The 20,268-nt window shown below is 42.8% G+C and carries 19 protein-coding genes; 10 read left to right on the top strand and 9 right to left on the bottom strand.

What is annotated here, in order from left to right:
- Nucleotides 1-13 precede the first annotated feature (13 nt).
- Together UF05_RS03950 and UF05_RS03945 are read right to left on the bottom strand one after the other, a co-directional pair.
- Entirely contained in the window at nucleotides 14-457 is a 444-nt protein-coding gene (locus tag UF05_RS03950) for an A24 family peptidase (RefSeq protein ID WP_045545313.1), read from the bottom strand.
- Nucleotides 458-488: 31 nt separating this feature from the next.
- On the bottom strand, nucleotides 489-698 hold the full coding sequence (locus UF05_RS03945; protein ID WP_045545314.1) for a Flp family type IVb pilin: 210 nt from the start codon (nucleotides 696-698) through the stop codon (nucleotides 489-491).
- Nucleotides 699-1,012: 314 nt separating this feature from the next.
- Here UF05_RS03945 and UF05_RS03940 point away from each other — a divergent pair, with 314 nt between their 5' ends.
- Together UF05_RS03940 and UF05_RS03935 are read left to right on the top strand one after the other, a co-directional pair.
- The gene (locus tag UF05_RS03940; protein ID WP_045545315.1) at nucleotides 1,013-1,876 is read left to right on the top strand and encodes a LysR family transcriptional regulator; all 864 of its coding nucleotides are present in this window, start codon (nucleotides 1,013-1,015) and stop codon (nucleotides 1,874-1,876) included.
- Between the two features lie 134 nt (nucleotides 1,877-2,010).
- Nucleotides 2,011-2,760 (top strand): transglycosylase SLT domain-containing protein, encoded by a 750-nt coding sequence (locus UF05_RS03935; protein WP_045545360.1) that lies wholly within the window; start codon nucleotides 2,011-2,013, stop codon nucleotides 2,758-2,760.
- 203 nt (nucleotides 2,761-2,963) lie between these two features.
- Here the strand turns inward: UF05_RS03935 and UF05_RS03930 are convergent, their stop codons facing one another.
- Nucleotides 2,964-3,608, bottom strand: a complete 645-nt coding sequence (locus UF05_RS03930; protein ID WP_045545316.1) for a helix-turn-helix transcriptional regulator — start codon at nucleotides 3,606-3,608, stop codon at nucleotides 2,964-2,966.
- A 569-nt stretch (nucleotides 3,609-4,177) separates the two neighbouring features.
- On the opposite strand from UF05_RS03930, the gene UF05_RS03925 reads away from it, so the two are divergent.
- From UF05_RS03925 to UF05_RS03910, 4 genes are read left to right on the top strand one after another with little or no spacing between them, the layout of a single operon-like run.
- A complete protein-coding gene (locus UF05_RS03925; RefSeq protein WP_023624281.1) occupies nucleotides 4,178-5,041 on the top strand; it encodes a hypothetical protein in 864 nt (287 codons plus the stop codon).
- A gap of 20 nt (nucleotides 5,042-5,061) precedes the next feature.
- Nucleotides 5,062-5,385 (top strand): hypothetical protein, encoded by a 324-nt coding sequence (locus UF05_RS03920; protein WP_045545317.1) that lies wholly within the window; start codon nucleotides 5,062-5,064, stop codon nucleotides 5,383-5,385.
- Between the two features lie 5 nt (nucleotides 5,386-5,390).
- Nucleotides 5,391-6,068, top strand: a complete 678-nt coding sequence (locus UF05_RS03915; RefSeq protein ID WP_045545318.1) for a C39 family peptidase — start codon at nucleotides 5,391-5,393, stop codon at nucleotides 6,066-6,068.
- 54 nt (nucleotides 6,069-6,122) lie between these two features.
- Nucleotides 6,123-6,689, top strand: coding sequence for a hypothetical protein (locus tag UF05_RS03910; protein ID WP_045545319.1), 567 nt, complete (start codon nucleotides 6,123-6,125; stop codon nucleotides 6,687-6,689).
- A gap of 295 nt (nucleotides 6,690-6,984) precedes the next feature.
- Here UF05_RS03910 and UF05_RS03905 read toward each other — a convergent pair whose 3' ends face one another.
- The gene (locus UF05_RS03905; protein ID WP_045545320.1) at nucleotides 6,985-7,980 is read right to left on the bottom strand and encodes a transporter; all 996 of its coding nucleotides are present in this window, start codon (nucleotides 7,978-7,980) and stop codon (nucleotides 6,985-6,987) included.
- A gap of 364 nt (nucleotides 7,981-8,344) precedes the next feature.
- Here UF05_RS03905 and UF05_RS03900 point away from each other — a divergent pair, with 364 nt between their 5' ends.
- Nucleotides 8,345-10,036 carry an AMP-binding protein gene (locus UF05_RS03900; protein WP_045545361.1) on the top strand — a complete coding sequence of 564 codons (1,692 nt, stop codon included), beginning with the start codon at nucleotides 8,345-8,347 and terminating at the stop codon, nucleotides 10,034-10,036.
- 55 nt (nucleotides 10,037-10,091) lie between these two features.
- Here UF05_RS03900 and UF05_RS03895 read toward each other — a convergent pair whose 3' ends face one another.
- Nucleotides 10,092-10,301 (bottom strand): DUF1127 domain-containing protein, encoded by a 210-nt coding sequence (locus tag UF05_RS03895; protein WP_005494095.1) that lies wholly within the window; start codon nucleotides 10,299-10,301, stop codon nucleotides 10,092-10,094.
- Between the two features lie 98 nt (nucleotides 10,302-10,399).
- Between UF05_RS03895 and UF05_RS03890 the strand changes: the two genes are divergently transcribed.
- The gene (locus tag UF05_RS03890; RefSeq protein WP_045545321.1) at nucleotides 10,400-11,326 is read left to right on the top strand and encodes a LysR substrate-binding domain-containing protein; all 927 of its coding nucleotides are present in this window, start codon (nucleotides 10,400-10,402) and stop codon (nucleotides 11,324-11,326) included.
- A 199-nt stretch (nucleotides 11,327-11,525) separates the two neighbouring features.
- Here UF05_RS03890 and fusA read toward each other — a convergent pair whose 3' ends face one another.
- Together fusA and radA are read right to left on the bottom strand one after the other, a co-directional pair.
- Nucleotides 11,526-13,616 (bottom strand): elongation factor G, encoded by a 2,091-nt coding sequence (fusA, locus tag UF05_RS03885; RefSeq protein ID WP_005456593.1) that lies wholly within the window; start codon nucleotides 13,614-13,616, stop codon nucleotides 11,526-11,528.
- Between the two features lie 216 nt (nucleotides 13,617-13,832).
- The gene (gene radA / locus UF05_RS03880; protein WP_005456064.1) at nucleotides 13,833-15,212 is read right to left on the bottom strand and encodes a DNA repair protein RadA; all 1,380 of its coding nucleotides are present in this window, start codon (nucleotides 15,210-15,212) and stop codon (nucleotides 13,833-13,835) included.
- Between the two features lie 136 nt (nucleotides 15,213-15,348).
- Between radA and UF05_RS03875 the strand changes: the two genes are divergently transcribed.
- Complete coding sequence (locus UF05_RS03875) at nucleotides 15,349-17,697, top strand: PilZ domain-containing protein (RefSeq protein ID WP_045545322.1); 2,349 nt, start codon at nucleotides 15,349-15,351, stop codon at nucleotides 17,695-17,697.
- A 42-nt stretch (nucleotides 17,698-17,739) separates the two neighbouring features.
- Here UF05_RS03875 and serB read toward each other — a convergent pair whose 3' ends face one another.
- Entirely contained in the window at nucleotides 17,740-18,720 is a 981-nt protein-coding gene (gene serB, locus UF05_RS03870) for a phosphoserine phosphatase (protein ID WP_045545323.1), read from the bottom strand.
- A 91-nt stretch (nucleotides 18,721-18,811) separates the two neighbouring features.
- On the opposite strand from serB, the gene UF05_RS03865 reads away from it, so the two are divergent.
- A complete protein-coding gene (locus UF05_RS03865) occupies nucleotides 18,812-19,417 on the top strand; it encodes a YtjB family periplasmic protein (protein ID WP_005481596.1) in 606 nt (201 codons plus the stop codon).
- A gap of 87 nt (nucleotides 19,418-19,504) precedes the next feature.
- Here the strand turns inward: UF05_RS03865 and deoD are convergent, their stop codons facing one another.
- Nucleotides 19,505-20,224, bottom strand: a complete 720-nt coding sequence (gene deoD, locus UF05_RS03860) for a purine-nucleoside phosphorylase (protein WP_005456104.1) — start codon at nucleotides 20,222-20,224, stop codon at nucleotides 19,505-19,507.
- Between the last annotated feature and the right edge of the window lie 44 nt (nucleotides 20,225-20,268).

Here is a 20,268-nt window from a genome sequence, read left to right as displayed (position 1 = left end):
CTCCTCCCACCGATTAAACGGCTGAATTCAATAGAAGTGCTGTGAAAAAGCCACAGCAAATTGCAACGCCGTAAGGGAGGCCGATTTGTACATGCTCTTGCGCGCTTTTCTTAGTTATCCACCAACGTTTACACAAGTAAAATGTGGTAAGTACGCCCCCAAACACAGCTACAAGCATTAAAGCGGGCAGCAAAAAAGGGGTTGGAAGTGCCAAAGAAAAGGCTGCAATGAGTTTTACATCTCCCCCTCCCATTACATTAAGAATGTGAAGAACAAGCAGCGCAGACCAACAAATACCCAGTATCCAAGAGCTGTCGAGTGTATAGTCCGCACTGCCAATAACGATTGCCAAGAGCGCAATCATGCCTACGTGATGATTCTTTATCGTGCGATGGCGAAGGTCAGAAAACGATACCATCGCACAGAGCAGAGCCAGTAGGACATAAATCAGTAACACAGGGTTAACTAATATTGGTTTACAGTCGCGGCTAGTTATTAGCTGAATTTAGCGCTGAAGTGATTTTATCGAAGCCAATTTTAAGCTCATCAACTAAGCTGCCAGTGTTGTAAAAAACTAAAGCCAACATGGTTGCCATAGCAATAGCTATAAGACCATATTCAATCGCGGTCACGCCACGCTCGTCATTTCTTAGGTTGTTTAGGTAGTTGCTTGCGGTTACATAAAGTTTAGTAATCATGGTGTTACCCTCTTCCTTGTGTGCATAAAATTGTATTTCTCTATGAGCTTAGCTCGAAGGCTACCGTTTCATAAATAAGACACATCGGTAAAACCGATAGAAATTCACTATTTTTATTCCACGAATATCTAAAAATATTAAATATCATAAATATATAGTGACAATAAGGTCACTTTGAACCAAATCATGTTAAGCAATAGAAAAAAAGGTCACATATCTATGACATAAAAAAAGGTATTGATCACAAAAAAAACCAGAAATTATTCGATTAGAATAATATCCATTACGCTTACAATAGATACAGGAGAAACAAGATGAAACTAGCATTCGACAATCTAATCTCTTTTCATGCAGTGGTAACGTGTGGCTCATTCAGTGCAGGAGCGAGGAAGTTGGGCAAATCACAATCGACCGTAAGCGGTGCAGTTAAAAGCCTTGAAGGGATGCTTGGCTATCGTTTGATTGACCGCGAATCGCAACAGATTGGGCTCACGGAGCAGGGGAAAAAACTCTACCAACTAGTATCACCTCTAGTCAATAAATACCGAGATTTGAACCACGTCGCCGAGTCATTAATGCATTGCCAATCATTGCGCTTACGTTTGGGAGTTGACCCTTTAGTCTTTAGCCCTAAGGTAAGATCGACCTTGATTGCCTTGTGCGATACTTTTCCTGAGCTCGCGCTCACCATTGTAACAATGCCTAGCCACATGCTCGTCGATTGTATTGATAGACATGAAATCGACATAGCAATTGGCAACCCTTACCACCGAACTACTCGTAACTTTAATATTGATGAGCTATTTTGCGTACATTGTCATTGGGTCACACATCCCCAACAACTCAAAGTATCGAAACCGTACAAATCTCGCCTACTATTATTAGATGGTCACGAATACATCCTAAATTTATCGAATGTAGCCAATAATCTAGTTTGGGTGCTTGATGATATTAGATTAATGATTGAGCTTTGTATCGCGCAAAAAGGCATTGCTTTTGTACCACAGCACGCTCTTGAACAGAATCCATATGCTGAGATTCTGACCCTATATCCCAATGAGACTGGTCTATTTAGCAAGCAAATATACGCTTCTTTGATTTGGCCACTTCATACGGAGTACAGTAAATACAATCAATGGTTGCATGACAGGCTAAAAGGGAACATCCCTCACGTTTAGCAATAAGCCAACAAGATCTCAATATTTGGTTATTGGTGGACAAAAACGTAAGGTAATGAGACATGGTTTTAAATGGGAGTAAACTCCCCCTATCAAGGCTAAACAAGCTCATACAATGGCGACGACGTTTATCCATGACTATAACGCTACTTAGCTGCGCGCTATTTACCCAAGCAAAAATAACCACACTGGATCATGATGAAATCCAGAAGCAACAACACAGTTTTCTTGAAAGTAAAACTCTCCCTCCCCTTCCCCCGTCTCTATCAGCTACTCAGATGGTTGAGCTTAAAGGAAAAGGCCAGGCAAAAATACTAGAGAATCGCGCTCCAAAATTTTCACGAAGACTCCTTTCTGCTTGGGAATACGTTCCATTAGTGTCTCAAGCGGCAGAAAAGTGGCAAATCGAACCTGCGCTAATATTTGCCATTATTGACGCTGAAAGTGCGTTTAATCCTAAAGCACGCTCTGATAAAGGCGCCATTGGGTTAATGCAAATAATGCCTCAAGGTGCAGCGTTAGAAGTAGCACAAAAATACCACGATGAACATCAGGTAGAGAGCGAGAGATTATATCGGCCCGAGGTAAACATAGATATAGGAAGTGCTTATTTGCACATTCTAAACAATGTTCATTTGCAAGCGATAACGTCCGACACAAAGCGGCGGCTTGTCGTGATTTCTGCCTATAATTGTGGTTTATCTCGCGTAATGCAAACGCTTAGCAGGACTAACTCGTTACTCATGTTTTCACGCAATGTGAATAAAATGAGTGAAGAAGCGCTATATTTTGAACTCACACAGAAATTACCAATTCCCGAAACGCGCCTTTATGTTGCAAAAGTCATGCGTTTATATACATTTTATCTTGACGCATATCCTTGAAATTAATTATCAAACCAAAATGTTCTCAAAATGCGAGTGCTATGCATTCTAAGTTATCAATATCGAGCAGAACCCTGAGATATCCTAAACCTTTTCTCACCAATGTTGCGGATGTGACCTTATCACCTCTACGATATGCCTGTCTGATACGTCAACCCTTAAATCAAAAACATCATTAATCAATGGGTTGTATGCTTTACAACTTAACTTTTTGCGGTTAAGCCATTGTTCATTCGTACCAACTTAACCGCATCATGACGAGAATGGACATCGAGTTTTTTGTACAACTTGTATATATGGCTTTTCACTGTACTTTCAGATAAAAAAAGCCTTGAAGCAATTTGTTGATTTGAAATGCCGTACACAAGTAGCTCTAAAATCTGCTTCTCTCTGCATGTTAACTCATCATGCTGCTGTTCTTCGGACAAATTTGCATGCCGATAATTGAGGACTAACTTCTCTAAGTACATTCTTGGCAGCCACAACCCACCTTTCAGTACGTATTCCGCGCCATCACATATATGTGTCACTGATGCGCTTCGGAGCAAAATTCCTTTTAACAACTTCCAATGCAGTAAGTCCGTTTGTACTTTTTCACAAGGGACGTTGTGGAGCATAAAGGACCACCCAAATAGATCAAAATCTGGTAACTTTCCTTGCATTTCAAGCTGACGCATAAAATCGTAATCAATAAACATCAAATCGATACTGAGTGAGTGACTTCTGAACACCACTTCATCTGGTTGCATTATTTTTACATCGACATCATGAATGGAAGACAGCTGTTTTTTTATTAAGTTACTTTGCAAATTACTCTCAGCTAGTAGTATCAAGTGCTTCTTTTCCATAGTCCCACCACATTAACTTACCTGTTTCACCAACCCCCGTTTAAAAATAAATTGGGGATAGCAAAGAGAATTTATCTTCATTTTAAGTAGAAAATATAGCACTTCAGAATGATATCGCATTGCATTTCAGCACCGAAAAAGACTTAAAAAGTATGAACCTATTATATTTTTATCCATACTTTTCAACCTGTGCTAGCATAAGGACATGATTTATAATATTAAATAATAAAGATAATAATTGGATAAAATGCCATTTATAAAAAATGGATGACTGCTCCGCTCAGTGCAATAGAACGAACTACTTCTTTATATTGGCTTCATTTCATACTTGATGAATACTTAAAGTAAATACAAAAAATAACATTCTGATTATGTTATTTTTTTCCTTAATACCTTAAAGAGATGCACCTAAATACTCCCTTCCAGTCTGTGTCATTCTCAATAATGAGAACAGCTTTCACTGATCCTCTCTTATAATTTCATCGCTTCCCACAACATTTGAAGGAAGCAGCAAGAAGTTAAGTGCAGTCATTTTTAATCAGGAATATATAGGAAATGGAGTAATCGTTATGACTCTAAACAAAACAGGGCTTGCTTTAGCAATGTCAGCAATTTTATTTAGTGGCTCTCTAATCGCGAATGAGATCGATGATGGCAACGATAATATGCAATGGACTGACAGCGCCAATACTGCTATCGGTTTATCAGGCAGCTTTAACGACAACAGTGACAACAGTGCTTCATTGGGTGTTGGCGATAGCTTTAACGACAACAGTGACAACAGTGCTTCACTGGGTATCGGTGATAGCTTTAACGATAACAGCGATACTGACAACAGTGCAACTCTTGGCGTTGATGACAGCTTTAATGACAACAGCGACAATTCAAACTCGAGCATGAACACCGCTCAAAGCCACAACGATAATAGTACCAGTGCTGATCTTGATGTGAGCTTAACTAGCGATAGTAGTGATTCAAGTATCAATACAAATAGAAGCCACAACGACAACAGTGACTCTAGCGTCAACGGTAGCTTTAATGATAACAGCGATAATCGTAATCAAAGCGACAACCGTAACCAGAGTGATAACCGTAGCTACGCTGATTCAAGCACAACAAACTCGAACAGCTTTAACGACAATAGTAACTATCAAAGTGACTCGAGCTCAACAAATGTTGATAGCTTCAATCAAGTCCATATGGATACAGATATGGTTGTTGCGAGCTCAAGCCTAATGGGTGGTGTTACAGGTGCATCAGTTATTTATGCAACTAACGCGGATGATACTCGAGTTCGAGTTGAAAACATTAACACCCTTGGTGGTCTTGGTGGTGCTGCTGGTATTACTACCGTTGGTCAGAATGCTGGTTCAAATTCACTTGTACAACAATCTGTTACAACTAATGCAAGTGTGTTTACTGGGGGTGAGTAACCGACTAGTAGGAGAAAGCGATGCGTTTGGCAATCTGTACTTTGAGTATGATAGTTGCCTGCACTGCACTCGCTGATGACATTGCATTATCTGGCGGAGAAGTTAGCTGGGATATCATGAATGAATCAAGAGGTGGACAAAATATTGAACTCGACTTGGTTTATGCAGAATCAGATATCAATGGTATTTCGTCAGATAATGTCGCGTCAAACACCGTGAGTGGTAACAATATACTATCAAGTGGAGCGTTCGCAGACAGTTCGGGTATATCCAACGTAATTCAGAACAGCGGAAACAACGTTTTAATCCAGAACTCTACCGTCGTTAACCTGACACTCAAGTAAACAATATGAAAGTATTAAATAACTTAATTTGGCTGATGCTCGTTTATTCAGCATCAGCCATTTCATTAGAACTGCTACCTTACCGAGCACATTACTCTGTTCCTGTTAAAAGCTACAAAGAAATAGTGTTTGGTGATGTTTTTCGCCAACAGTATGACTTCAGCTGTGGCTCTGCCGCCCTGGCTTCTCTTCTCACTTTTCATTATGCAACAGAGTCATCTGAACAAGATATCTTCAAAAGCATGTTTGAAAAAGGTGATAAAGAAAAAATCAAAGAGAAAGGTTTTTCTTTGTTGGAAATGAAGTTTTACTTGGATTCCATAGGGTTACGTTCTGACGGTTTTCAAGTAGGACTGGAGAAAATTAAAGAAGTCGGTGTCCCTGGGATTACTCTCGTTAATTTCGATGGGTATATGCATTTTGTTGTAATCAGAGGTATAAACAATCACTCAGTTATTCTAGGAGACCCTTCTAGAGGAACCATGATAATGAAACTGGATGAGTTTGAAAAATATTACCAAGGAATTGTGTTACTGGTCCGTAACGAAGCGGAAATGGGACGGTCTAGCTTTATAACCAATGATAATTTCACCGTATATCAAAGATCACCATTAGAAACAGGCGTGTCTAGAGATTCCTTGGGGGTATTTAGCATTACTCTACCAGTTTCCGGTGAAAATTAATCTAACAGTATTTTAAATAACTTTAAGAATCTAACAACCTGAAAGGCCTGCATTATGAACTACAATAAATTTTTGTTAGTGCTTTGTATGCTAATACCTCATTTTAATGTGGATGCTAAAGATGTTGGCCTACAAGAGCTTACTCCTCTTTCAAATTCATCTTTAGAAGAATATCGAGGTGGTTTCCAAATTACGGACGAGTATATTATTAATATTGGGTTAAGCATTACTACGACTATAAATGGCGATGATATTTTGAACACAAATATTGCCAACTTAGTAATTGAAAATGGTAATTTAAAAAACATTAGCGCAAATAGTAAAAATCAAAGTGGAGATGTTTTCAACCAGGGTATTGTTAACATCATACAATTTGGTGAAGGAAATATTATTGGAGATGATTCTATAGATTCACCAAAAATGCCTTCGTCTCAAAATCCTAATATAATAAGTTCAGACTTTATAAATTCAAGCATTATCAATATTATTCAAAACACGAAAGATAACAGTATTATTGGACTCAGCACGCTCGTAGACATTGATGCTCAAGTAAATGGGGTAATACGGGAAATCAAAGCAAACCAACAACTCGAAGATGCTTTATTGAATCATTTGCAATAAAAATGTTATTTAGCCTATAAACCGAGACTACTACTTATTATGTCATATATTTTATAACTTTAAAAAATATGACACATCAGTTCCTAATTAATTTTTCTAATATAAGTACTTTTTCAAATCGTAGATTAAACGTTAAAGAAGAAATAACCACTAACTCAATTTAACATGCTTAGTTTTTGTAAATTAAATGCTCTAAATTAAGGTCAACATGAGACCTTAGTAAACCTGACGTAAAAAGTGCATCGATGGTACTTCAATTAGATCGACATACATAAACGCTATCAGAAATTAAGTATCATAAATTGAACGGTACTCTAACCGTCAATTGAAAGTCAGGAGTATCTTCAGTTAGCCCAGCCTGCGCACTGATATTGATAGACGATCTTTGGCTAAACGCATAATTTATTCCAAAAGTAAGTGCATCTAGTTGAAGCAATTTTGCATCATCTGCTGAGCTTCCATTCACCTTGCTTTTCAAGATAGTTTTATGACTCAGTCCTAATGAGAAGGAAAGATCAGGGTTTACAGCAAATCCCATCCCTCCCGAAAGAGAAATAGTGTCTCCTAGTTCAACATCAGCTTTTGTGTCACCAACCTTAACAGTATCCTCTAAGTTGTAGATGTAACTGATGCTAGCAAACAAAACTGCAGGATCAACAGGATGAATAAGAGACAAATTTGGTTCAAAGCTCCAAAAACCAGAGCCAGTAGGTACATCACTAAATGAGTTGCTACCATCTTCAATGGACACATCATAAGGTGAGCGGCCTGTGTCTGACTTTATTCTCAAACCACCAACCCAGTATGGTGCAGATTCAAAGTTAAACTGGTGTCTCAAAGCAAACTCTAAATCCCCTAGACCGCCACCATCTACCGTAGTATTGACCACATTGCTATTAGATCCATCTTGAATAGGTCTTGTAGAAACTTGATCATTACGATAAACGTATGGTACTCGAATCTCTAATTCTGTAGCATTTGTTAAACCATAACGCGCGGTTAATCCAACTGTTACCGTGGTTCTATCCGAATCACTAACCTCGATGCGACCAACGATCAACGTTGGCAACACCGTATACCCAACAACAGAAACTTTATTTGAAGAGTTCTGCGTATAACTTAGAGACGAATCAAACGACCACTTCCCTTTGGGAGTTAAGACCCCTGGACGCTCAATAACATCACCAACTGTTTGTGCTCTCTGAGGTATATCATCGCCCTCGGCACAGTACGCTTGACCAACTAAAAATAAGCTACAAAGAGAACTCCCTAACAAACTCTTCCTTAACATCACATTTTCCTTTTTCTAATGATCTAATCCAAGCAAACTTGGGCTGCACCTTAAAGAGGAGCCTCTTACTTTTCATAGTAGAGCCAATAATGAGAACACTTCCAACAAGTATCCGAATCGTGATTCAACATTAAACTACTCATTTAAATGATTAGAATAGATTCTCAGATTTCGCAATAATGTTTTTAAAATAAATCGCTTATCTTTGACATCAACTAGAGATGAAGAAAAAATAGTCAATTGCAAATCGCTATGATCTCCACAGAATTCATCAAAATGCGTTCCCGTGTCGTAATTCAACATGCTAAAGTTAACAATACATTAACAATTATAAATACAACGAGAAGACATGGAGTCACCAAACATGAATCAGCCGAAAATAAATAGCACTGCTGGTTGCGCTCTCCCACCACCAAATGAAATGATTCTTAAATGGGCAGCGGAGCGCCCGAATGAGGTCTACCTAAAACAAATCATTAACCGACAGTTTGTCGAGTTTACTTACGCAGAAGTCGCCGATCAGGCTCTCAAGCTCGTCAGCGCACTACGTGGGCTAGGTATTCAGCCAGGCGATAAAGTCTCACTGGTATCGAAAAACTGCGCAGAGTGGTTTATCTGCGATTTGGCCATGATGCTAGGGGATTACGTAAGCGTACCTATTTTCCCTACCGCAGGGGCCGACACGATTGAATACTGTGTAACTCACAGTGAAAGTAAGGCGCTGATCGGGGGGAAGCTTGATGACCCAGCAGCAACTCAGCAAGTCATTGATGCCATGCCCGAGCTTATCAGCATCGCGCTGCCGTATGATTCAGCACCACAATGCCAATACCAGTTCAACGCATTGATTGCGGATGCCGAGCCAAGTGAAGAGCGTCCACAACACTACGACGATAAGTTGATGTCATTGGTGTATACCTCCGGCACATCAGGTTTGCCAAAAGGCGCAATGCTGACTTACGGAGCGTTTAGTTGGTCGGTACAACAGCTGATCAACCACATCGGCATTCAAGCTAACGACCGACTCTTTTCCTACCTACCATTGGCACATATTACTGAACGCGTTTATATTTTTGGTTCATCCATCATGGGTGGCGTACCAACGGCTTTCCCAGAGTCGCTCGATACTTTTATCGAAGACGTGAAAATGCACCGCCCAACCTTGTTCATTTCTGTACCGAGATTATGGACTCTGTTCCAGCAACGCATTCAAGACAAACTTCCACAGAAAAAATTGAATTTCTTACTGAAAATACCGTTCGTAAATTCGCTGATTAAGAAAAAGCTCGCCGAAGGGCTGGGGTTAGATCAAGCGCGAGTTTTGGGGTGTGGTTCTGCTCCGGTATCACCCGCACTATTAGATTGGTACCACAGCGTTGGCCTAAACATCACCGAAGCATGGGGGATGACGGAATCCTTCGCTTACAGCACCATAAACTACCCATTTAGGGCAGATAAAATTGGTACCGTGGGTAACGCAGGCCCCGGCATTGAGTTAAAAATTGCCGATGACAGCGAAATCATGGTGCGCGGTAAAGGATTGTTCTCTGGCTACTACAAGAATGACATCGCAACTCAAGAATCTTTTGATTCAGACGGTTGGCTGCACACCGGCGACATTGGCGCAATTGATAAAGATGGCTACCTCACCATTCAAGGTCGCAAAAAAGACACGTTCAAAACCGCCAAGGGCAAATTTGTCTCTCCAGTACCGATTGAGAAAAAACTCTTCGAGTACAGCCGTGTAGAAATGATGTGCCTGATTGGCTTAGGTTTACCTGGCCCTATTCTTCTCGTAGTGCCGCATGATTTTCCTCATTTCGACAAAGAGCGTTATGCTCGTACGACAAGAAAAGTCATTGCGCGCATGAATCAAGAATTGGCCTCTCATGAGCAAATCAAAGGCGTATTGATGATCAAAGAGCCATGGAGTATTGAAAATGGTGTGTTGACACCAACACTCAAAATCAAACGCCATGTATTGGAACAGAAATACCACGAGCTTGGCCACAACTGGCCGAAAGATGAATTAGTCTTGTGGGAAGAAGACTTGTAACCAAGCAAAGCACTCCTCAAAGCCATTGGGGAGTGCTCTTTATTCTTGCTTCAAACTACTCTCTCCAAAATGGTTTGCTGACTTCATCACGAATCTCATTCGCTTCTAATCCGATGTCATCCCACAAATGTTCAGGTAAGTCCCTCAAGTGTCGGCGCGTCCGATAGTTCCTTCGCCAAACTACCAGTTTAGAATAAATTAACTGTAACCAAGTCTGACGACTGACTGGGATCACTTGTTCACAAGTTTGCGTCACGTTTTCCATGTTTCGGCTTCCTATTACAATATTGACCAGTTAATAATCGGAGACTACGCTGATATCCTCAAACGATAGAATCTGCCATTGAGTTAAGGAAAGCTAATGTGAAAGATCGGATGCCACCATTACAGGGCTTGTACTATTTTTTCATCGCAGCAAAGGAAGGCAGTTTTAAAACCGCAGCCAAGAATCTATTTGTTACCCCCGCAGCCATCAGCCAACAAGTTCGTCAGCTTGAGGAGTTTTTAGGGACGGACTTGTTTGTTCGTCAACACAGAAAAATTGTGCTGACGCCAGAAGGGGAACTGCTATTTACTCAGGCAGAAAGAGGGTTTGCCCATTTGCAGCAAGGCGTACGTCTTGTCAACCAGGATCCAAACCCGAACCACCTTTCAATATCAACACTGCCCTCCTTTGCCCACCATTGGTTGGTGCCTAAAATCACCGCCTTTCGTCAACGTCATCCTGATATTGCCCTATTACTAGAGCCCACAAATGATCTTGTCTCTTTTCAAGATAGTCAGATAGATTTGTGCGTTCGCTACGGATTAGGAAAATACCCAAATTTAGAATCGCAGTGGCTGATGGACGAAGCCTTTTACCCAGCATGTCATCCGATGTATCAGAAGGAACATGGCATCTATAGCATCGAAGATTTGAGCAAAGCAGAGCTCATCGAAGACGTTTGGCCCGATCTCGACTGGAACATGTGGTTAGCAAGACTTGGACACTCAGCGGCAAAGCCCGCTTTAAAATACAGTGGCTCGCACTTAGTGTTGGAAGCCGCGTTATCACTGCAAGGCGTAGCGCTCGTCAAACACAGCTTGGCGTATCAATATTTTCGGACGGGTAAACTGGTTCGTATTGGCGACATCGCGATAAAACCTAGATTTGCGTACTACCTATGTGCACCAAAGGGTTACTTGAAGCGACCAAAAGCACAACTATTTGCCCAGTGGTTAAGAGAAGAGATAGACACATTTGAAAAGTCAGTGACACAAGATTTTGAAATTATCGATCTCGATAAATAAGCAGTCTTACTTCAAAAGGAGTTTTGCTAAACAGCAAGAGAACGACCAAGTTCGGTGATGAATGTTAGCCAGCATCTCAGCATCAAAGTAAAGCAAACTTAAAAGATGAACGTTGATGACTCTTCAAACAACTTTCGGCCATAGATATAAAAAGCCCCGCACGAGGCGGGGCTTTAAAATCATAGAGTTAACTTAAGAATTACTTCTTAGCGTTACGCTCTTTAACGTCAGCAATTACTTGCTCAGCAACGTTGTTTGGACATGGTGAGTAGTGTGAGAACTCCATAGAGAACTGACCACGACCAGATGTCATTGTACGTAGAGTACCGATGTAACCAAACATTTCTGATAGAGGTACATCACCCTTGATACGTACGCCAGTAGTACCAGCTTGTTGGTCTTTGATCATACCACGACGACGGTTAAGGTCACCGATTACGTCACCAACGTGATCTTCTGGAGTGAACACGTCAACTTTCATGATTGGCTCAAGAAGTTGCGCGCCAGCTTTAGGCATAGACTGACGGAATGCGCCTTTAGCAGCGATTTCGTAAGCGATAGCTGAAGAGTCAACTGCGTGGAAACCACCGTCGTATAGTTCAACTTCTACGTCTAGAGTAGGGAAGCCAGCTAGAACACCAGTTTCCATCATGCCAGCGAAGCCTTTCTCAACTGCAGGCCAGAATTCTTTAGGTACGTTACCACCAACAACTGTTGATTTGAACGTGAAGCCTGAACCAACTTCACCTGGTTTGATACGGTAGTCGATTTTCGCGAACTGACCAGAACCACCAGACTGTTTCTTGTGAGTGTAGCTGTCTTCGATTGCTTGAGTGATAGTTTCACGGTAAGCAACCTGAGGAGCACCTACTTCTAGCTCAACGCCGTAAGTACGTTTTAGGATATCAACTTTGATATCTAGGTGAAGTTCACCCATACCTTTTAGGATAGTTTCGCCAGACTCTTCGTCAGTCTCAACTTGGAATGATGGATCTTCTGCAACCATCTTACCAATAGCGATACCCATCTTCTCAGAACCGCCTTTATCTTTAGGCTTAACAGCGATAGAGATTACTGGTTCAGGGAAGATCATTGGTTCTAGAGTACATTCGTGTTTAGGATCACATAGAGTGTGACCAGTTTGAACGTTCTTCATACCAACTACAGCGATGATGTCACCAGCTTGTGCTGAATCGATCTCGTTACGCTCGTCTGCGTGCATCTCAACCATACGGCCGATACGCTCTGTTTTACCAGTTGCAGAGTTAAGAACTGTGTCGCCTTTCTTCATCTTACCAGAGTAGATACGGATGAAGGTTAGAGCACCGAAACGGTCGTCCATGATTTTGAACGCAAGCGCTTTTAGTGGCTCGTCTGCAGATACAGTTGCAACTTCACCAGTCGCTTCACCTGTGTCAGGATCAGTTAGAGGCTGTGGATCAACTTCTGTTGGCGATGGTAGGTAATCTACTACCGCGTCAAGAATAAGTTGCATACCTTTGTTCTTGTACGCTGAACCACAGTAAGTTGGGAAGAATGCTAGGTCACGTGTACCTTTACGGATACAACGTTTGATGTCTTCTACAGATGGCTCTTCGCCTTCTTCTAGGTAAGCCATCATTAGATCTTCGTCTTGCTCTAGAGCAGTTTCGATTAGCATTTCACGGTATTCAGCTGCTTTGTCTACCATGTCTGCTGGGATTTCTTGAACTTCGTAGTTCTCTGGCTGGCCAGACTCGTCCCATACGTAAGCTTGTTGGCTTAGTACGTCTACAACACCTACGAAATCTTCTTCGATACCGATAGGTAGAGTCATTACTAGAGGAGTTGCACCTAGAACGTTTTGTACTTGGTCTACAACTTTGTAGAAGTCTGCGCCCATACGGTCTAGTTTGTTAACGAAGATCAGACGAGATACGTGTGATTCGTCAGCGTAACGCCAGTTAGTTTCTGACTGAGGCTCAACACCACCAGAACCACAGAATACACCGATACCACCGTCAAGTACTTTTAGAGAACGGTAAACTTCGATAGTGAAGTCAACGTGTCCAGGAGTATCGATGATGTTTAGACGGTGATCGTTCCAGAAACAAGTTGTTGCTGCAGACTGGATAGTGATACCACGTTCAGCTTCCTGCTCCATGAAGTCAGTAGTAGTTGAACCGTCGTGAGTGTCACCGATCTTATGGATCTTACCAGTTAGCTTTAGGATACGCTCTGTAGAGGTAGTTTTACCCGCGTCTACGTGAGCAAAAATACCAATGTTTCTGTATTTTGATAAATCAGTCATTGTCTTACTCTGTTAATAAGGTATAAAGTGCGCGCAGAGTATATCACATTCTGTCAATACTGATACCCTTGCGTGCAGATGGAAGAAAAAAAATTTTAACGTGAATTTTCCGTCCTCAAAGGATAGTCAAACATAGCGATTTATGTACTTTATTCGTTCTATATTCAGGACGGAATGAACAGTTTGTGAGCCCACAAATACCATTCTTTTTCAGCATTACAGCTCGTCAAAAGCCTCAATAGCCTCTGACAACTTCTTAACGCCGTGGATTTGCATCCCCGGAATGCCACCTTTTGGCATATTAGCAGCCGGGACAATTGCCTTTTTGAAGCCGTGCTTAAACGCCTCGTTCAAACGCTCTTGCCCACTCGGTACCGGACGAATCTCGCCAGCTAAACCAACTTCGCCAAATACCACCACATCTTTTGGCAACGGACGATCGCGAAAGCTTGATAGTAACGCCATCACTAAAGCAAGATCCGCACTGGTTTCTGTTACCTTAACGCCGCCGACTACATTCACAAACACGTCTTGATCAGCCATTTGCAGACCACCGTGCTTATGCAGTACGGCTAATAATAAGGAGAGACGATTCTGCTCCAAACCAACCGCTACGCGACGAGGGTTTGCCAATTGCGAGTAGTCCACCAGCGCTTGAATCTCTACTAATAGAGGACGTGTACCTTCCCACACAACCATGACCGAAGATCCTGACGTCTCTTCTTCGCCACGAGAAAGGAAAATCGCCGATGGGTTACTTACTTCTTTCAGTCCCTGCCCCGTCATCGCAAACACGCCTAATTCATTTACCGCACCAAAACGGTTTTTGTGGCTGCGCAGTGTACGGAAACGACTATCTGTTCCGCCATCAAGCAAGACAGAACAGTCAATAATGTGCTCAAGGACTTTAGGGCCGGCAAGAGTACCATCTTTCGTTACGTGACCAACAATAAATACCGCAACATTGTTCTGTTTTGCGTATCGAGTCAGTGCCGTCGCAGATTCTCGCACCTGAGCAACACTGCCCGGTGACGATTGAACATCAGAAACGTGCATAACCTGAATCGAGTCAATCACCATAATTCTGGGCTGCTCTTTCTCTGCAATTTGGCAAATTTTATCGACGTTGGTTTCTGATAGCATCTTCAGGTGCTCTTTTGGCAGACCAAGACGAGACGCACGCATCGCAACCTGTTGAAGCGATTCCTCACCCGTAACGTAAAGTGTCGGCATCAGCCCTGATAACGTACACATAGTTTGAAGAAGCAACGTCGACTTGCCCGCGCCAGGGTTACCACCTATAAGAATCGCCGCGCCAGGTACGACACCACCACCAAGCACACGATCGAGCTCTTTAAAACCACTAGTGAATCGCGGCACTTCTTGCAGATCGATTTCAGATAAGGTTTGGACTTTCGATTCTGTCGCCGAACCAGCATAACCGCTTAAGCGTTCATTACGAGCAACGGTTGGCGAAGCAGCAATGCGCACCTCTGTGATCGTATTCCATGCACCACACGCATTACATTGTCCCTGCCAACGTGGAAAATCCGCGCCACAATCATTACAAACATACGCTCGTTTTGCTTTCGCCATGATGCCTCGATTTTTTCTACAAATGTGACCAAGCACAGCCAAGTCAGATCTAATCTGAAATGAACTATTGATATACTTAAGTTTTACTTTACTTAGTCGATACAAATTAAAGTAACGACATACTCTAACAGAAATAATGCAGCAATCTGAAATTCTCTCACTCGCTGAAAGACTCATTCCCGTTTATGGTTCTGAAGACTTTGATTTTGTCCTTGGTCAATTGACCGAGGAAGAGCCGCCGTCGGCCAAAATCTTAGTGAAGATGGAACTGAACCGTCTTATGGCACCATGTAAGAAGAGCATTGATTTACGTGGTCGCGTCAAAGGCGAATGTCGTGAATATGTTTTAGATGGCATTTCGCATTGGTTGGACGATGTCGCTTTTAATGCTTATCACAAGAACATTAAGAAGTTTGGCACCTACACCGAAGGCATGTGGGAAGCACTGGTCAACACGCGCAATAACTTTCGTGTGATGAGCAAGCTCGCCACACAGGAAAAGTCTCATTCATTAACCGATCCTAAAAGCCCCTTTCTCGCAGAGCCGGTTCACCTCGGTTACGACTTAAAACGCCAAGAAAAGCGCTTGAAGGTTCAGTCGCAGGTAGAAATTCGCCGCGCCAAAGGGCAAATCCTTCATGGATTAAGCATCGATTTGTCGAGCTCTGGGGCAAAATTTAAAGTCCCGAGCGCATTTAAATACAACCTTGGTGAAATCATTCACGTTTCGTTTACCGAGTTTGCAGGCAAGTCGCAAGTCGCGGGCATCGAAAAGCCACTGTCGTATCGAGTATTGGCCGTGGACGATTGCTATGAAAATGATGCCGTGCGCTATCTACGAACCATTCGTCTAACGGAAACCAATGTCGTTGCGCGCGTCATCGACGAAGCATTAAACAGTGCCGCCAAACGCGCACGTCATGACAACCAAGATAAAATCATTCGTGCACGCACACGCGGTTATGAGCACATTGCACTCAAACACACGAGCAACTTACCACTGTTTTTTGATGGTAACGAACTCAAGCTAGCGATGCTGACACCAAACAACCAAAAGTTGTGGCAGTACTGGCACGATGAGAGAAATCAACAAGTGTTTGGCTCCTTGTTTAACGAGCAACGCGTCGCATCTTTGATCAAACAAGGCGTGAAAGGCACCAGTAACGTTTTGTACTCGTTTACTCATGAACATGAAAACAAAACGTACTTCTACTCGATGCTTAGACCCGAAGCGACTCGCGAACAACGCCAGCTGTTTTGGCATTTAGGGGCTAAGCGTGAAAGTTGGCGTGCGTTTCGAATTTCTATTTTTGAGTTATCTGAGCAAGAGAAAGAAGATCTCGCACTATTCTCTCCAGAGTTAGCCGAAACCTCTCAGTCACTGACTCATATCGGCATTTTGCAAGAAATCGCTGACGAAAAGTCGGGGCAAGATTACCTATTAACAGAAAAGCCGCGTTTGCCAGCCAACACGTTAAATGCCTTTCGTCATCCTCGAAAAATCACTGGCAACCCTAAAGGTATCTATTTCGATGCTCAATCGCGCCGTAAAGAACCACGCTATCGATTCAAAACGCCGCTTGAACTCAGTTCGGGTGAGTTAAAAGCAGCAGGTTCAACCGTTGATATTTCTAAGCGAGGCTTAGGGATTCGTTTAGATGAACCAACGATGTTACGCTCGGGACAAGAAGTGCAAGTTAACTTTCGTGAGTTACAACTTTACGATAAAAAGCTGCCTCTCATGGCCGTTCCATATCGCGTTATTCGAGTCAGCCCTGACGGTTGCAGCGTACAATTGGTTATTGATGAAAACAGCAAAACGATCCGTGTGATCGCTTTCTTCAACAGCATCATTGAACACAACCAAGATAAGCTGATCCCACAAAAAGAGATGTTGCCAAGCAATGCATTACTGGAAAGACTGCACAGCGTTTTGCTATCAAGGACGTTAAGCACACCCATCTTTATCAGCAAAAGTACAGCGTCGGCACTAAAAACTCCGGTGGTTGGAGTGAACCTGCCGTTGCCAAAACACATTGAGTTGTTTGCGCGCTTAGGTCACGATCAAAAATTCTCTTTAGAGCCAATTTTTAAAGGCCGCTCTAGCACGCTGATCGCAGAACCAATTAAGCGTGTCGACGGAGCACAAGCAAGACACCAAGACATCTACATTAGTACGGCGAAAATCGGCAACAAGATCACTGCTATCGAATCCAAACTGCACCAAGAATTTAATAGCGTGAAAGAGCGAATTCAGTTCATCAAAAAAGCGCGCATGATGGGCGATTTCTATGTCTTTCGAATGTCTACCGCACCCATTTTTGATCCTATGACGTCGCTGCTACGACAGGACTTGAGTGACCTTACTCAGTTTGGCGTTCATCAAGCCAGTAAACTAGAAAAGGAGCTGACGGCTTTGGTTGGCTACAGCGAGTTTGAAGACATCACCGAAGAAGTCGTCGTGCGACTTGAACTAACGGAATAAAAAACACCGCCAAGATAGGCGGTGTTTTTCTTTCTGATTCTATTAAGGCTTCGCTTTCCAACTGATTTTTTGCTGCTTCACGAGCGCGCCAGACAAAATACAGAGCACCCCACCTAACCCAGCAAAACGCACCGAGGTTTGTGCCTGTGCCTCTACTTTAGGTTTCGCGTGGTAGGCAATACCAAGGCCTGCGGCGGACATCATCACTAAGTCGTTGGCACCATCACCAACGGCAACGGTATTATGCTGTTCAATTTCGTATTCATCCGCCAGTTCAACCAAAATATCGGACTTGGTTTGCGCAGATACCACGTCACCAATCACTTGCCCAGTTAACTTTCCGTCAATGATCTCAAGCTGATTTGAACGAGCGAAGTCCAGACCGACTTTCTCTTTGATGTAATCAGAGAAATACGTGAACCCACCAGATGCAATGGCGGTTTTCCAACCGAGCGCTTTAAAGGTCGCAATCAACGCTTCAAAGTCTGGCATGAATGGAAGCTCAGAACGCACTTGCTCTAAAATCGCTTCATCTGCTCCTTTTAGTTTACCAACCCTTTGACGCAAGCTTTGTTCAAAGTCCAACTCACCTTGCATCGCACGTTCAGTTACTTCGGCGACTTCTTCCCCTACTCCAGCCAGTTTGGCAATTTCATCAATACATTCAATTTGAATCGCTGTGGAATCCATATCGAACACCACTAAACCAGGCGCAGAGAGATCCGGCACTTCATTCAGAGAAGCATAATCAATGTTGAGGCTTTTTAAGATGGTTTCGTGTTTAGATGTTAATTCGCCCGCCATCAATGCTACTTCATACTGACCGACTTTCCATGTTTCTAACACCGGGTTATAGAAACCAGTAAAGAAGTCGATATCTTCAAAATGGCGAGGGGAAAGATATTCAGCAAAAACGATCCAATTCGCTTTCGCTTTATCTAACTGGGTAGCAAATCGAGTTTCGGGCAGTCGGTTTAAAAGTGTCGTATGTTTTCTGATAGGCAAGCTTTTTGACGCGTCCATGTATATAATCCCTTATGACTTTGCTAAAACGTTACCTCAACAAACTAAAAAGGCAAGTCTTTGTTTTGTTTTAAATGGATGAGTAAAGAGCATGAGTGAATCCTTGTTCTCAGTAAGGAATGCCCTGCGAATTCTGGCACTAATCCTACTGTGCGTGATGTTATTCATCACCATCAAAAACAGTGTTGTGATCAGTAAGGGCAACGAGAAGATTCAAGCGCAGCAGCTTGAAACACTCACCAAGGTTTTGATCTCGCAGGCATCTTTGTCTGCCAGCGAAATGATATTAACCAAAGACCAAGAGCGATTGCTCAAGCTGACCAACCAGCTCGCGCAAGACCGTTTGGTATTTGATGCCACGATTTATGACTCACAAGGTGTGCGATTAGCATCGAGTGACGAGGCGCTGTCTGTTCGTGAAGTCCTAGGATTAGATACCCCACTGGCCACCGCATCTATTGGTCGCCAGCAATTGGTCGAGCCTGTCCTAGCTGATGGTGCTGTGATTGGTTTTGTACGTGTGACGTTTGAGACAGGCCGAGTGACGGCGATTTCTGATCACCATTATCGTAAGAGTGATCGTTACATGTATATGATGGTCTTGATGAGTTTTGTGTGTGGCATGTTGTTTATTATGATTTTACGTAGACAGCCGATCCGCCGTAAAAAAGCCGAAAACTTGCTGCTGACCAAGTAATTCCAACAGCCAACTTCAAATAAAAAACAGCCCGCTTTGAGCGGGCTGTTTTTTTAGTTCTTGAAAGCGAAGACGAATCTTTGTCGCTTATTCTGCGTCGCCTAGCAATACTGAATCTAACGCGATTAGCATCATGTCGTTAAATGTTGTTTGACGCTCGTCTGATGTGGTTTGCTCGCCAGTTTTGATATGGTCAGAAACCGTACAGATTGTCAGAGCTTTTGCGCCGTATTCTGCTGCCACGCCGTAAATACCCGCCGCTTCCATTTCAACACCAACAATGCCGTACTTGTCCATTACGTCGAACATTTCTGGATCTGGCGTGTAGAAAAGCTCCGCTGAGAATAGGTTGCCGACTTTCACATCAATACCACGTGCTTTTGCTGCATCTTCTGCTGCACGAACCATTTTGTAGTCTGCGATAGCCGCAAAGTCATGGCCTTTAAAGCGAATGCGGTTTACTTTTGAATCCGTACACGCGCCCATGCCGATCACAACATCACGTACTTTGATGTCTTCATTCACCGCACCACAGCTACCGACACGGATGATTTTCTTCACACCGAAGTCTTTGATTAGCTCAGTCGCGTAAATCGAACATGATGGGATACCCATACCGTGGCCCATCACAGAGATTTTACGGCCTTTGTAAGTACCTGTGTAACCGAACATATTGCGCACATCACACACTTGAACAACATCTTCAAGGAAGGTTTCTGCGATGTATTTTGCACGTAGCGGGTCACCTGGCATCAGTACTACGTCTGCGAATGCACCCATTTCAGCATTGATATGTGGAGTTGCCATTTTTCTTTTCCTTAACCTTTCTCTAGCGCTCCGCGCTTAAGGCG

Origin of the sequence: Vibrio sp. S457-15, assembly GCF_000960545.1 — a bacterium.
Lineage (GTDB): Bacteria > Pseudomonadota > Gammaproteobacteria > Enterobacterales > Vibrionaceae > Vibrio > Vibrio parahaemolyticus.
This window is presented reverse-complemented; position numbering and strand designations above follow the sequence as displayed.